General features: G+C 68.4%; 14 protein-coding genes. 10 read left to right on the top strand and 4 right to left on the bottom strand.

Annotated features, from left to right (window positions below):
* Window positions 1-43: 43 nt before the first annotated feature.
* A complete protein-coding gene (locus K3A85_RS15860; protein ID WP_225207572.1) occupies window positions 44-1,300 on the bottom strand; it encodes a polyhydroxyalkanoate depolymerase in 1,257 nt (418 codons plus the stop codon).
* Between the two features lie 161 nt (window positions 1,301-1,461).
* Between K3A85_RS15860 and K3A85_RS15855 the strand changes: the two genes are divergently transcribed.
* The 5 genes from K3A85_RS15855 to K3A85_RS15835 all read left to right on the top strand — a co-directional run bounded on the left by K3A85_RS15855 (window position 1,462) and on the right by K3A85_RS15835 (window position 7,265).
* Window positions 1,462-3,267: an ABC transporter transmembrane domain-containing protein gene (locus K3A85_RS15855; RefSeq protein WP_225207505.1), complete on the top strand. Its 1,806-nt coding sequence runs from the start codon at window positions 1,462-1,464 to the stop codon at window positions 3,265-3,267.
* A gap of 135 nt (window positions 3,268-3,402) precedes the next feature.
* Window positions 3,403-5,598, top strand: a complete 2,196-nt coding sequence (locus K3A85_RS15850; protein ID WP_225207504.1) for a M13 family metallopeptidase — start codon at window positions 3,403-3,405, stop codon at window positions 5,596-5,598.
* Between the two features lie 94 nt (window positions 5,599-5,692).
* Window positions 5,693-6,508, top strand: a complete 816-nt coding sequence (locus K3A85_RS15845; RefSeq protein ID WP_225207503.1) for an undecaprenyl-diphosphate phosphatase — start codon at window positions 5,693-5,695, stop codon at window positions 6,506-6,508.
* 135 nt (window positions 6,509-6,643) lie between these two features.
* Window positions 6,644-6,910: a GlsB/YeaQ/YmgE family stress response membrane protein gene (locus tag K3A85_RS15840; RefSeq protein ID WP_169494559.1), complete on the top strand. Its 267-nt coding sequence runs from the start codon at window positions 6,644-6,646 to the stop codon at window positions 6,908-6,910.
* Window positions 6,911-6,980: 70 nt separating this feature from the next.
* Complete coding sequence (locus K3A85_RS15835; protein ID WP_225207502.1) at window positions 6,981-7,265, top strand: hypothetical protein; 285 nt, start codon at window positions 6,981-6,983, stop codon at window positions 7,263-7,265.
* Between the two features lie 68 nt (window positions 7,266-7,333).
* On the opposite strand, the gene phhA is transcribed toward K3A85_RS15835, so the two are convergent.
* Entirely contained in the window at window positions 7,334-8,275 is a 942-nt protein-coding gene (phhA, locus tag K3A85_RS15830) for a phenylalanine 4-monooxygenase (RefSeq protein ID WP_225207501.1), read from the bottom strand.
* A 66-nt stretch (window positions 8,276-8,341) separates the two neighbouring features.
* Between phhA and ppk2 the strand changes: the two genes are divergently transcribed.
* The 5 genes from ppk2 to ribA all read left to right on the top strand — a co-directional run bounded on the left by ppk2 (window position 8,342) and on the right by ribA (window position 12,298).
* Window positions 8,342-9,121, top strand: coding sequence for a polyphosphate kinase 2 (gene ppk2 / locus K3A85_RS15825; protein WP_225207500.1), 780 nt, complete (start codon window positions 8,342-8,344; stop codon window positions 9,119-9,121).
* 84 nt (window positions 9,122-9,205) lie between these two features.
* On the top strand, window positions 9,206-9,373 hold the full coding sequence (rpmG, locus tag K3A85_RS15820; RefSeq protein WP_011446825.1) for a 50S ribosomal protein L33: 168 nt from the start codon (window positions 9,206-9,208) through the stop codon (window positions 9,371-9,373).
* A 96-nt stretch (window positions 9,374-9,469) separates the two neighbouring features.
* Window positions 9,470-10,126 (top strand): LolA family protein, encoded by a 657-nt coding sequence (locus K3A85_RS15815; RefSeq protein WP_225207499.1) that lies wholly within the window; start codon window positions 9,470-9,472, stop codon window positions 10,124-10,126.
* A 304-nt stretch (window positions 10,127-10,430) separates the two neighbouring features.
* On the top strand, window positions 10,431-11,234 hold the full coding sequence (locus K3A85_RS15810) for an exodeoxyribonuclease III (protein WP_225207498.1): 804 nt from the start codon (window positions 10,431-10,433) through the stop codon (window positions 11,232-11,234).
* On the top strand, window positions 11,231-12,298 hold the full coding sequence (gene ribA / locus K3A85_RS15805) for a GTP cyclohydrolase II (protein WP_225207497.1): 1,068 nt from the start codon (window positions 11,231-11,233) through the stop codon (window positions 12,296-12,298). The genes K3A85_RS15810 and ribA overlap by 4 nt, the downstream gene beginning before the upstream one ends.
* A 37-nt stretch (window positions 12,299-12,335) precedes the next feature.
* On the opposite strand, the gene K3A85_RS15800 is transcribed toward ribA, so the two are convergent.
* Together K3A85_RS15800 and K3A85_RS15795 are read right to left on the bottom strand one after the other, a co-directional pair.
* On the bottom strand, window positions 12,336-12,635 hold the full coding sequence (locus tag K3A85_RS15800) for a hypothetical protein (protein WP_225207496.1): 300 nt from the start codon (window positions 12,633-12,635) through the stop codon (window positions 12,336-12,338).
* A 59-nt stretch (window positions 12,636-12,694) separates the two neighbouring features.
* Entirely contained in the window at window positions 12,695-13,039 is a 345-nt protein-coding gene (locus tag K3A85_RS15795) for a hypothetical protein (protein WP_225207495.1), read from the bottom strand.
* Between the last annotated feature and the right edge of the window lie 34 nt (window positions 13,040-13,073).

Raw genomic sequence — 13,073 nt, 5'->3', positions numbered from 1 at the left:
GGTGGTTGCGCGACGAAGCGCGCCCCCGTCCGGGACGGAGCGATCAGGCGACCACGGTCAGCTTGCGCGCCCTGGCCTTCTTTTCGAACTTGGCGATCCAGGCATCCACCACCGGGGCGATGCGCGTGCGCCAGCGGCTGCCGTTGAAGATTCCGTAGTGCCCGACTTCGGGCGCCATGTGGTACTGCTTCATGTCGTCGGGCAGGTTCGGCGTCACCTTCAGCGCCGCCTTGGTCTGGCCGATCCCCGAGATGTCGTCCTTCTCGCCCTCGATGCACAGGATCGCGGTGTCCTTGATCGCGGCGAGATCGACCGGCGTACCGCGGTGGACGAACTCGCCCTTGGGCAGCAGATGCTGCTGGAACACGACATCGACGGTCTGGAGATAGAACTCGGCCGGCAGGTCGCAGACCGCGCGATATTCGTCGTAGAACGCCTTGGTCGCCTCGGCGCTTTCGTCGGCGCCCTGCACCATGTGCTGGAACAGCTTGTAATGGCTCATCATGTGGCTGCCGAGGTTCATCGACATGAAGCTGGTCAGCTGCACGAACCCCGGATAGACGCGGCGCCCCTCGCCCGGATAGTTGCTCGGCACTTCGGTGATGACGTTGTGCTTGAACCAGACGTAGGGCTTGGTGATCGCGTGGTCGTTGACTGCGGTCGGGCTCTCGCGCGTGTCGATCGGCCCGCCCATCATCGTCAGCGTCACCGGGCGGCACGGATGCTCGGCCGCCGCCATCACCGCCGTTGCCGCGAACATCGGCACCGAGGGCTGGCAGACCGCCATCGCGTGCGCGCCCGGGCCGATGTGCTCGAGGAACTCGACAAGATAGTCGATGTAGTCGTCGAGATCGAACGACCCGTCGGCCAGCGGCACGAACTTGGCGTCCGCCCAGTCGGTGATGTAGACGACGCAGCGTTCGAGCATACGCTCGACCGTGCCGCGCAGCAGCGTGGCGAAGTGCCCGCTCATCGGGGCGACGATCAGCAGTCGCGGCGCATCGGCGGGAAGCCCGGCATGGGTGAACTTCTTGAGCTTGCCGAACGGCTTCTGCAGCTCGGTCGATTCGCTGACCGCATGGATCGCGCCGTCGAGCTGGATCGTCTTGATGCCGAAGGCGGGCTTGCCGCGCGGCGCCGTGGCGTGGGCGAAGACGTCGAGCGCCGAGGCCATCATCTGCGTGGGGCCGAGCCCGGCGAAGGGCGAGCGCGGATCGTTGAGAAGATCGGCGGTCATCGACGCCCAGGCGCTGCCCGCATTGAGCAGCGAGCGCTGGATTTCATAAGCCTTGTAAAGCACCTGCGACACCTTTCGGCTTCCGGCGCGCTGCCGGAGGGATTCGTTTGCCACCCAAGATGCGCCCTTTCGCCGCGTTGTGCAATGCAGCAAAGGGCGAGGTCGCGCGGGTTGCCCTTTTGGTTCCCCTTTCGGAGCGGCACCGCATCGGCTAGGCGAGCGGGATGGACGAGGTATCAAAGGGCGACCCGGCTTCGCCACAACCGCAGGCGCCCGCGCGGCGCAGCCTCACCCCCTTGCGCATGGTCTGGCGCCAGGCGCTGAACTATCCGACGCAGGTGCTGCTGGCGCTCGGTGCGCTCCTCGTCACCTCGGGCTCCACCATCGCGATCCCGGCAAGCTTCAAGGCGATCATCGACAAGGCCTTCGGGCCGGGCGCCAATGCGAGCACGATCAACGGTTCGTTCCGCATGCTGGCGCTGATCGTGATCCTGCTCGGGCTGGGCACCGCGGTGCGGTTCTACTTCGTCTCGTGGATCGGCGAGCGCGTGGTCGCGGACCTCAGGCTCAATGTGCAGAAGAACCTCCTGCGCCTGCCACCCTCGTTCTTCGAGACCAACAGCCCCAAGGAAATCTCGTCGCGGATGACCTCGGACACCGCGATCATCGAGCAGGTGGTCGGCACCAGCGTCTCGGTCGCCCTGCGCAACATCCTCACCGCGGTCGCCGGCATCGTCTACCTGTTCGCGCTGGCGCCCGGGCTCACGGCGGGCCTGCTCGTCGGCATCCCGGTGGTGATCGGGCCGATCATGTTCTTCGGCGCGCGGCTGCGCAACGCCTCGCGTTCGAGCCAGGATCGCGTCGCCGACATCGGGGTGATGATCGCCGAAGTGCTGGCGGCGATGCGGGTGGTCCAGGCCTTCGGCCAGGAATCGCGCGAGGCGCAGCGCTTTTCCGGCGCGGTCGAGCGCACCTTCGCCGCCGCGCAACGCCGCATCCGCATCCGCGCGGTGATGACCGCGATCGTCATCTTCCTCATTTTCGGCGCGCTGACCGTGCTGATGTGGCAGGGTGCGCTGGCGGTCGCCGCAGGCCACATCAGCGGGGGGACGATCGCTGCATTCGTGCTGACCGGCGGCATCGTCGCCGGGGCGTTCGGCGCGTTGACCGAGGTCTACGGCGATCTCGTGCGCGGGGCGGGGGCGGCGATGCGGCTCAACGAGCTGCTGCTCGAACAGCCCGACATCGCGCCGCCCGCCCGCCCGATCGCGCTGCCGAGCCCGCCGCGCGGCCAGCTCGCCTTCCAGAACGTCACCTTCCGCTATCCCAGCCGACCCGAACTTGCTGCGCTCGAAGACTTCTCGCTGACCGTCGAGCCGGGCGAGACCGTGGCCATCGTCGGCCCGTCGGGCGCGGGCAAGTCGACGCTGTTCCAGCTTGCCGAGCGCTTCTACGACCCGCAGGGCGGCACCGTGCGGATCGACGGCGTGCCGCTGGCGCAGGCCGACCCCGCCGAGGTGCGCGCCCGCATGGCGCTGGTGCCGCAGGACGGCGTGCTGTTCGCCGCGTCCGCCCGCGACAACCTGCGCTACGGCAACTGGGACGCCAGCGACGAGCAGATCTGGCAGGCGGCGCGCGACGCCAATGCCGAGAGCTTCCTGCGCGCGCTGCCGCAAGGGCTCGACACCTTCCTTGGCGAGGACGGCGCGCGCCTGTCGGGCGGGCAGCGCCAGCGCATCGCGATTGCCCGGGCGCTGCTGCGCGATGCGCCGATCCTGCTGCTCGACGAGGCGACCAGCGCACTCGACGCCGAAAGCGAGCGGCTGGTCCAGCAGGCGCTCGACCGGCTGATGCGCACGCGTACCACGCTGGTGATCGCCCACCGCTTCGCCACCGTGCGCCAGGCCGACAGGATCGTGGTGATGGACCAGGGCCGCATTGCCGAACAGGGCACGCACGCGAGCCTTTCGGCGCAGGACGGGCTCTACGCGCGCCTCGCCCGATTGCAGTTCGAAGGCGCCGAGGCCTGAATCGACCAACCGCACACCCGACCTGTCGAACGACATGAACTGTCCGGCCTCGCCCGCAAGGATGGCTGTTCACCGCGCGTCAAGGCGCTAAAGTCGATCCGGTCTCAGATGTAACCGGAACGGAACAGCTCCAAGATGCCCAGGCTTCCTGCATTCCTCGTCACCGTGTCGGCGCTTTCGCTGCTTGCGCCCGCCCTTCATGCCCAGCCGGCGCAAAGCCGCGCCGCGTCTGCGGATGCGCCTGCCGCCCCCTCGCCCGCGAGCACACCTGCGCCGATGGCCGCCCCGCTGATGAGCCGCGTGTTCCCCGGCGCGGGAATCCAGTTGCAGTACGTCGACCGCAGCGTGAAGCCGGGCGACGACTTCAACGCCTTCGTCAACGGCAAGTGGCAGTCGAGCTTCGTCATGCCCGCTGACAAGACCCGCTACGGCTCGTTCAACGTGCTCGACGACCTGTCGCAGGAGCGCATCAAGGGCATCCTCGACGAACTCGCCGCCAGGAAGCCCGACCCGGCGACGCCCGAAGGCAAGATCGCCGCGACGTATGCGGCCTACCTCGATACCGCGGCGATCGATGCCGCCGGCCTCGCGCCGGCGAAGCCCTGGCTCGACCGGATCGCCGCTGCGCGGACCAGCGACGACCTCGCCCGGCTGTTCGCCATGCCCGGCATCGCCTCGCCGATCAGCTTCTACGTGACCGCCGACGAGCAGGACAGCGATCACTACATCCTCTACATGGGCACCGGCAGCCTCGGCCTGCCCGATCGCGATTTCTATCTCGTCGACAACCCGCGCAACCTGCTGGTGCGCGAAAAGTACATGGAGTGGCTGCGCTTCGCGCTGGGCCAGGCGGGGTATGCCGACCCTGCGAAGACCGCGGACGCCGTCTATGCGCTCGAGAAGAAGATGGCGCTCGCCCACTGGGACCGCGCGCTTTCGCGCAATCCGGCGCTGACCTACACCAAGATCGGCCGGGCCGACTTCGCGCGGGCCCTGCCGGGCCTGCCGGTCGATGCGATGCTCGCCGACATGGGCCTTGCCAAGGCGCAGGGGGCGGTCGTCGCGCAGATGCCGCCTTCGCCCGAGAAGCTCGCCGCGGTGAAGTACACTGCCGACATGGCGGCGAAGCTCGGCGGCGGCGGCGTGCCGGCGCTGGCGCAACTGGTGCGCAGCGAGCCGGTCGAGACGTGGCGGGCCTGGCTCGCGACCCAGTTCCTCGCCTCCTATGCCGGCGTCCTGCCTAAGCCGATCGACGATGCGCGCTTCGCCTTCTACGGCACCGTGCTGGCCGGGCAGAAGGCGCAGCTGCCGCGCTGGAAGCGCGCGATCCGCGCGGTCGAAGGTCAGGTCGGCGAGCAGCTGGGCAAGCTCTATGCCGAGCGCTACTTCCCGCCCGAGAACAAGGTGGCGATGGACGAACTCGTGGCCAACTTGCGCAAGGCGATGGCCGCCAACCTCGCCGACCTCAAGTGGATGGGCCCGGAGACGAGAAAGGAAGCCCAAGCCAAGCTCGACGCGTTCACGCCCAAGATCGGCATGCCGGCCACCTACAAGGACTACGCCGGGCTGACCGTGTCGCCTGCGACCCCGCTCGCCAACGCCATCGCCGCGCAGGACTGGGAAAGCCGGTTCGAGGCCGCGCGCGTCGGCCAGGACGTCGACCGCAGCGAGTGGGGCATGCTGCCTGAGACGATCAACGCCTACTACAACCCGACCTACAACGAGATCGTGTTCCCGGCCGCGATCCTCCAGCCGCCGTTCTTCAACCTCAAGGCGGACCCGGCGGTCAACTACGGCGCGATCGGCGCGGTGATCGGGCACGAGATGGGCCACGGCTTCGACGACCAGGGCGCCGCCTACGACGGCAAGGGCAACATGCGCGACTGGTGGACCGACAAGGACCGCGCCGCCTTCGAGGCGCTGACCGCGCGGCTCGGCAAGCAATACGATGCCTACTGCCCGTTCGACGAGAACAGCGTGGGCGGCAAGGCCTGCGTCAACGGCCAGCTGACTATGGGCGAGAACATCGGCGACCTCGGCGGCCTCAGCCTTGCCTACCGCGCCTACAAGCTCTCGCTCGGCGGCAAGCCTGCGCCGGTGATCGACGGCCTGACCGGCGACCAGCGCTTCTTCATGGCCTTCGCCCAGGTCTGGCGCCAGGCGATCCGCGACGAGACCGCGCGCCAGTACCTCGTCACCGACCCGCACTCGCCGGCGCAGTACCGGATCAACGGCATCGTCCGCAACTTCGACGAATGGTACAAGGCCTTCGACGTCACGCCGGGCGACAAGCTCTACCTGCCGCCCGAGCAGCGCCTGCGCATCTGGTAAGCACGGCGCCGTCGACAGGATGACGGAAATTTAAGGGCGGCGGCCCGGCTGCCGCCCTTGACACCCTGCTGCACTGCGGCAACTCCATGCGCCCATGGACAGCACCACCATTACCGCGGTTCTTCTCGGCATCGTCGAGGGCCTGACCGAGTTCCTGCCGGTCTCCTCGACGGGCCACCTGATCCTCGCGACCGAGCTGTTCGGCTACGACGCCGCCCAATGGGCGCTGTTCAACGTGGTGATCCAGCTCGGCGCGATCCTCGCGGTGGTAGTCCAGTACTGGCGCACGTTCTGGGCGGTGGGCATGGGACTTGTCCGGCTCGAGCCGCTCAGCTTGCGCTTCGTGCGCAACCTGCTTGCCGCGTTCATGCCGGCGGCGGTGATCGGCCTGATCTTCAAGCACCAGATCGAGGGCCTGCTCGGCAGCCCGCTGGTGGTCTGCGCCGCGCTGATCGTCGGCGGCGTCGGCATCCTCGTGGTCGAGCGCTTCGCCAGGGGCGGCGGCCCCTCGGGCATCGGCCAGTTGCCGCTGCGCCAGGCGATCGGCGTCGGCTTCGTCCAGTGCCTCGCGATGATCCCGGGCATGAGCCGCTCGGGCGCGACGATCATGGGGGCGCTCGCCATGGGCATCGAGCGCCGCACTGCGGCCGAGTTCTCGTTCTTCCTCGCGATCCCGACGATGCTCGGGGCGAGCACCATCGAACTGCTCGGCCAGCGCCATGCGCTTGCCGCAGGCACCACCGGGGTCGGCTGGAGCGAGATCGCGATCGGCGCCTTCGTCGCGTTCGTGGTCGCGCTCGCGGTGATCAAGCTGTTCGTCGCCTATGTCAGCCGTCGCGGCTTCACCCCGTTCGCGTGGTATCGCATCGCGCTCGGCCTCGGCGCGGGGGCGTGGCTGCTCGTCGCCTGAGTTCACGCCTGAGTCGCGCCCAAGTAGAGTTCAAGTAGCGGCAAGCAACGCCCGCAACGGCTCGTCGCACCTTCGGAACCAAAGGCCGTCCTCCCGGTTTTGCGGGAAAGACAGCATTTCGAAGGGATTATCACCATGGGCCTTATCATTCTTCTCGTCGTCGGCGGCATCCTCGGCTGGCTCGCCAGCATCGTCATGCGCACCGACGCCCAGCAGGGCATCTTCCTGAACATCGTGGTCGGCATTGTCGGCGCGCTGCTCGGCGGCTTCCTGCTCGCGCCGCTGATCGGTGGCGGTTCGATCACCGACGGCATCTCGGCCGGCAGCCTGATCGTCTCGTTCCTCGGCGCCGTGATCCTGCTCGCGATCGTCAACCTCGTCCGTCGCGGCGCGGTTCGCTGATCCGCAACCCACGCATCACCAACAAGGGGCGGTCCAAGTGGCCGCCCTTCTTTCAGAAGGGGACAATGCCATGAAGAGCTTGATCAAGGGCGCGATGATCGCGTCGGTTGCCGCGCTGGGCCTCAGCCTCGCCGCCTGCGATTCCGCCAAGGAGAACGCCGCCGAGGACCAGGCCGACGCCGTGCGCCAGTCGGCCGATGCGACCGCCGACGCGATGGACGCCACCGCCGACAAGATGGGCGGCGCCTCGGAAGACGCCATGGAGAAGCAGGCCGACGCCGTGCGCGCCTCGGGCGAGGCCAAGGCCGACAAGATGGAAGACAACGCCGACAAGATGGACAAGACCCCGGGCTGATCGCCCGGGACCCCATCGTTTTCGGGTTCGCGAGCGGCGTCCGGGCAGCCCCGGGCGCCGTTTTCGCGTTACACCGGCCGTGCCCCGGACTTGCGACCGCCGCGCAGGTGGTATTCGAGCGTGCCGCGGCTGTGGACGTTGTCGATGTCGATGACCGCGGTGTTGGCGTAGGTGAAGCCCGGCCCCAGCCCGCGGTAGAGCCGGTCGAAGTCGCGCTCCACCGTCTGGTGGTAGAGGTCCGCCAGGCTCTCGATCACGAAATAGGTCGGCTGCAGGTCGTCGATCACGTAGTCCGTGCGCATCACCCGGTCGACGTTGAGGTAGATACGGTTGGGCGAACGCGCCTCGAGCGCGAAGACCGCCTCGCTCGGCCCAGACAGGATGCCCGCGCCATAGGCGCGCAAGCCGCCCGCTTCCTCGATCAGCCCGAATTCGACGGTGTACCAGTAGAGCGCGCCGAGCGCCTTGAGGCGATTGTAGCGCATCGCCTTCCATCCGGCCCGGCCATAGGCCTGCATGTAGTCGGCATACGTCGGATCGGCCAGCATCGGCACGTGCCCGAACACGTCGTGGAACACGTCAGGCTCCTCGATGTAGTCGAAGGCGGCGCGGGTGCGGATGAAGTTGCCTGCCGGAAAGCGACGGTTGGCCAGGTGCCAGAAGAACACGTGATCGGGAATCAGCATCGGCACCGGCACCACGCTCCACCCGGTCAGGCGGCCGAGATCGCGCGACAGCCGCGCGAATTCCGGCACGCCGCCGCGTCCGAGGTCGAGCTTGTCGAGCCCGGCCAGGAACGCGCTCGCCGCGCGCCCGGGCAGCACCTCCATCTGCCGGGCGAACAGGTCGTCCCACACCGCGTGTTCGTCCGCCCCATAGACCCGCTGCGCCGGCTCGAGCCAATCCTCGCCGACGTGCGGCGGCCGCTTGAGCGGCGCGGTGAACACCTCGCTCGAAGGGTCGGGCAGCCGTTCGAAGGCCTGCCCGGTCAGATCCAAACCGGTTTCCATCGCAACTTTTTACACCGGAACGCGAATGGTGCAAACAACCCTCGGTGATTTCGCGAAAGGCTGCCGATGACCGAGCTCAGGCGCAAGGACTACGAAGAGCTGCTCGAACCGCTGCAGGAGGAACTCTCGGCGATGGCGCGCTGGGCGCAGACCACCGGCGCACGGGTCGCGATCCTGCTCGAGGGGCGCGACACCGCCGGCAAGACCGGCGTGATCAACGCCATCTCCGACCGGCTCAATCCCCGGCAGGTGCGCACCGTGGCGCTGTCGAAGCCGACCGAGCGCGAGCAGGGGCAATGGTACTTCCAGCGCTACGTGCCGCATCTTCCCTGTGCGGGCGAGATCGTCCTGTTCGACCGCTCGTGGTACAATCGCGCCGGCGTCGAACGGGTCATGGGCTATGCCGCAGAGGACCAGGTGCGCGCCTTCCTTGCCCAGGCGCCGGTGTTCGAGAAACTGCTGACCGACGACGGCATCTTCCTGTTCAAGTACTGGCTGTGCTGCGACCAGGCCGAACAGGAACGGCGCTTTGCCGAACGCCGCGACGACCCGATGAAGCGCTGGAAGCTTTCGCCGATCGATCTCGAGGCGCGTCGCCACTACGACGACTACACCCAGGCGCGCGAGGTCATGCTGGCCGCCACCCACACCGCGCATGCGCCGTGGACGCTGGTCGACTTCAACGACCAGCGTCGCGGCCGGCTGACCCTAATCCGCCACCTGCTCGATCGCCTGCCCGACACGCAGGTCGAGGTGCCGCCGCTCGAGCTGCCCCCGCTCGACGGCGCGCCCGGCAAAGAGCGATTTGGCCTGCTTGCGCCGCTTCGTCCCTATCCCGCCCCTTGACTTTGCCCCGATTCTCCCCCAACGCCCGCGCCCTGTGATGGCGGCGTGGCGACGCGCCGCCGCTTTCGTTTCAGGATTCGAGCAATGGCCAAGCCCACCACCGTCAAGATCCGTCTGGTCTCGACCGCCGACACCGGCTTCTTCTACGTCACCAAGAAGAACCCGCGCAACACGACCGAGAAGATGACCTTCCGCAAGTACGATCCCGTCGTGCGCAAGCACGTCGAGTTCAAGGAAGCGAAGATCAAGTAAGGCGCAGCGGCGGCTGGCGAACCCGCCCGGCCCCGCGCCTTTTTCGGAACCCCCGGGTTAAGGGGGAGTTCAACGCCGGCACGACAAGGAGCGGCGATGAACACGATCCTCAGATACTTCCGCGCGCCGGCTGCCGCCGGCATGGCCCTCGCCCTTCCGGCCGCAGGCCTTCTCGCGTTTCCGGCGCCCGCAGTGGCGCAAGCCGCGCGCAGCCCGCAGGTCGACCAGGCGGTGACCGCGCTGCGCGCCATCACCACGATGCGCGCCGACTTCGTCCAGACCGACCGTGGCGGGCAGAGCGTGACCGGCACGATGACGCTCAAGCGCCCGGGCCGCATCCGCTTTCAGTACCAGAAGGGCGTGCCCTTCCTGATCGTTTCGGACGGCAGCGCGCTGACCATGATCGACTACGAAGTGCGCCAGGTCCAGCGCTGGCCGATCCGCAACAGCCCGCTGGGCGCGCTGCTCGATCCGAACAAGGACGTCGCCCGCTTCGCCACGCTCAATCCGACCGCGCACCCCGACGTGCTGAGCGTGACCGTCAAGGATCCCCGGCACCCCGAATACGGCACGATCACGCTGGTGATGACCCGCAACCCGGGTGCACCGGGCGGCTGGCAGCTCGATTCGTGGGTCGCGCTCGATTCGCAGGCCAAGCGCACGACCGTGCGGCTGTCGAACCAGCAGTACGGCATCGCGGTGCCCGACAGCACCTTCCGCTGGAACGACCCGCGTCCGCAGGTTCGTCACTAGGCCGCTCCGCTCACCGGTCCGGAAGGTCCGATCGTCGCAGCAGTGTTCGCCACTTGCGACAACTTGCGAAAATCCTGACAGTTGCGTTCATCGGCCAGCAAGCGGCGGCGGCCTAGAGAGGCTCTCGACAAGACGGTCGAGGCGGGTCTCCCCCCTGTTGCCCGGTCTCCATCCAGCCGCTTGTCAAGCGTGACGAACGCACATGGAACCCTCGTCCCAATGCCCCCGGGACGAGGGTTTTCCTTTGGCGCGCTCCGCCATTGTGGTTTGACGAGCAGCGAGCATCGCCCCTAAAGCCGCGCCCATGGTTTCCCCCACGGTCTCGGTCGCCACCTGGAACATCAATTCGGTCCGCCTGCGCGCCGACCAGGTCGAACGCTTCCTCGCGCAGGAATCGCCAGACGTGCTCTGCCTGCAGGAGATCAAGACCGCCGAATCGCTGTTCCCGCACGATGTCTTCGAAAAGCTCGGCTACACCCACCGCGCGGTGCACGGGCAGAAGGGCTACCACGGCGTCGCCACGGTCAGCCGGATCCCCTTCCGCGAGATCGGCCGCCACGACTGGCAGGACAATGGCGAGGCACGCCACGTCGGGGTGGAATTGACCGGTCGCGGACAGGGCCTGATCGTCGAGAACGTCTACATCCCCGCCGGCGGCGACATTGCCGACCGCGAAGTGAACGTGAAGTTCGGCCAGAAGCTCGATTTCCTCGAACGGATGACGCGCTGGGCGGACAAGCTCGACAAGCCGACGCTGATTGTCGGCGACTTCAACATCGCCCCGCTCGATTGCGACGTCTACGACCACAAGGCGCTGCTCAAGGTGGTCAGCCACACCCCGGTGGAGGTCGAGACGCTGCAGCGCTTCGCCGATGCGCACGGCTGGATCGATCTCGGGCGCAAGCATATCCCGGCGCCAGAACGCAACTATTCGTGGTGGTCCTATCGCTCCTACTGGCGGCAGAAGGACCAGGGCCGCCGGCTCGACCACATGTGGGCCTCGCCGCAAGTGGCGGCGCAGTCGGTGTCGCATCGCTTCGTCGAGGAGACGCGTCGCTGGGACCAGCCCTCGGACCACGTGCCGCTGGTGACGGAGCTGGCGCTTTGAGCGAGACGCGCGTCGTCGCGCGCGCGCTCGATGCGCTGCGCCACGGCTGGGCCATCCGCGTCCACGGCGAAGGCGGCGCGCTCGATCTGCTCGCGGCCGAAACCGGCTTTGCGCAGACCGGGCTTGCCGCCGAGCGCCTGCTGATCTCGGCCGCGCGGGCCGCCACGCTCAAGCTCACCAACCAGCGCGAGGCGGCCGTGCCCGAAGCGCCCGTGATGATCCATGGCGCCGAGCCGTTCACCCTCGACGCCGCGCGCGAGCTCGCCGATCCGGCGCTCGATCTCGCCCATCCGTTGCGCGGCCCCTTCCGCGCCGAGGCGATCGGGGCGCACGATGCCGCGGTGGCGGCGATGGAGCTGGCGCGGCTCGCCGGGATCCTCCCCGCCTTCCTCGTCGCGAGCGGGGCGGAGATCGCCGCCACGGTGACGGCAGAGGATCTGGCGGCGTTCAAGGACCCGCTCAACCTCACCATCCAGGCCCGCGCGCGGCTTCCGGTCGATGCCTGCGAGGAAGCGCAGATCGTCGCCTTCCGCGCCCGCGACGACTTGCGCGAACACGTCGCGCTGGTGATCGGCGAACAGCGCGGGGACCGGCCGCCGCTGGTGCGGCTGCACAGCGAGTGCCTGACCGGCGACATCCTCGGCAGCCTCAAGTGCGATTGCGGCCCGCAGCTCGACGCCGCGCTGCGCGCCATGGCGGCGGAAGCGCGGGACAACGGCGGCTGGGGCGTGCTGCTCTACCTGCGCCAGGAAGGGCGCGGGATCGGGCTCATCAACAAGCTGCGCGCCTACGAACTGCAGGACCAGGGGTTCGACACGGTCGACGCCAACGAGCGGCTCGGCCTGCCGAGCGAAGCGCGCGACTTCCCGGTCGCGGCGCGGATGCTCGACCTGCTCGGCGTGTCGCGGGTCCGGCTGATGACCAACAACCCGGCCAAGGTCGCGGCGCTGCAGGCGGTCGGCGTCGACGTGATCGAACGCGTTGCGCACCAGTTGCCGGCGAACCCGCACAACGAACGCTACCTCGCGACCAAGCGCGACCGCAGCGGCCACATCCTGCGCTGAGGGGAAAGGCGCGGGCGCACCTTTCCCCCCAACCTGCTCAGAAGGCGCGGAACAGCATCAGCGCGCACAGGGCGACGACCACGCCCGCAAAGGCGAGCGCCTTGCCCAGATCGGCAAGAGTGAAGCGGTCCACGTGGTTTTCACGGAACAGGCGATAGCCCCGCGCGATGTCGGGGTTGCTCGCGACCATGCCGATGTCGAGCGCGCTGGCTTCCTTGCGGAACCAGCCGAGCAGGAGCGCATGTTCGGCAGGGGTGACGTCGGGATAGGCGGCGAGCAGCGCTTCGACGTGCGCGCGGCGGGCGAGCGCGACGGCGCTCGCATCGAGTTCGTTCATGGCAAGCATTCCTGAAAGGCATCTGCGGCGCACCGGGCGGTGCGGGGCGGTAACGCGTTTCAGGGCCGTGGCGGTGCGCGCGGTGCAAGGACCTGCGCCAGCGCCGCATCGCGGCGCGGCGGCGCGGTCGGCTGCGGCTTCGGTAGCCATGGCGCGGCGAGCACGGGAAGCAGCGCGACCGGCGCGACAACAACGGGCGGCAGGGAGGGTGGCGGCGTCGGCAGGGTGGCGACGCTGGCGGCAATCGCCCTGCGGGCCGGCGCGATCGCGACCTCGACGGTGTCCGCGCTAAACGCCGAGCCCGAGCGCAGCGAGAGACCCCCGCTTCCCGGCGCCAGCGCCAGGAGCACGACGACAAGCATCGCGAGCAGGGCCCAAAGGCGGAAGGAGCGGCGGCGGATCACCGCGTCGATCTAGCTACGGCTTCGGCCAAAGCCA

The organism is Novosphingobium huizhouense, from assembly GCF_020179475.1.
GTDB classification, from domain to species: Bacteria; Pseudomonadota; Alphaproteobacteria; order Sphingomonadales; family Sphingomonadaceae; genus Novosphingobium; species Novosphingobium huizhouense.
This window is presented reverse-complemented; position numbering and strand designations above follow the sequence as displayed.

Excerpts from the sequence above, each read along its gene's own strand:
- K3A85_RS15855 (WP_225207505.1), top strand. The coding sequence starts at position 1,462 with ATGGACGAGGTATCAAAGGGCGACCCGGCTTCGCCACAACCGCAGGCG.
- K3A85_RS15850 (WP_225207504.1), top strand. The coding sequence starts at position 3,403 with ATGCCCAGGCTTCCTGCATTCCTCGTCACCGTGTCGGCGCTTTCGCTG.
- K3A85_RS15845 (WP_225207503.1), top strand. The coding sequence starts at position 5,693 with ATGGACAGCACCACCATTACCGCGGTTCTTCTCGGCATCGTCGAGGGC.
- K3A85_RS15840 (WP_169494559.1), top strand. The coding sequence starts at position 6,644 with ATGGGCCTTATCATTCTTCTCGTCGTCGGCGGCATCCTCGGCTGGCTC.
- K3A85_RS15835 (WP_225207502.1), top strand. The coding sequence starts at position 6,981 with ATGAAGAGCTTGATCAAGGGCGCGATGATCGCGTCGGTTGCCGCGCTG.
- phhA (WP_225207501.1), bottom strand. The coding sequence starts at position 8,275 with ATGGAAACCGGTTTGGATCTGACCGGGCAGGCCTTCGAACGGCTGCCC.
- ppk2 (WP_225207500.1), top strand. The coding sequence starts at position 8,342 with ATGACCGAGCTCAGGCGCAAGGACTACGAAGAGCTGCTCGAACCGCTG.
- rpmG (WP_011446825.1), top strand. The coding sequence starts at position 9,206 with ATGGCCAAGCCCACCACCGTCAAGATCCGTCTGGTCTCGACCGCCGAC.
- K3A85_RS15815 (WP_225207499.1), top strand. The coding sequence starts at position 9,470 with ATGAACACGATCCTCAGATACTTCCGCGCGCCGGCTGCCGCCGGCATG.
- K3A85_RS15810 (WP_225207498.1), top strand. The coding sequence starts at position 10,431 with ATGGTTTCCCCCACGGTCTCGGTCGCCACCTGGAACATCAATTCGGTC.
- K3A85_RS15800 (WP_225207496.1), bottom strand. The coding sequence starts at position 12,635 with ATGAACGAACTCGATGCGAGCGCCGTCGCGCTCGCCCGCCGCGCGCAC.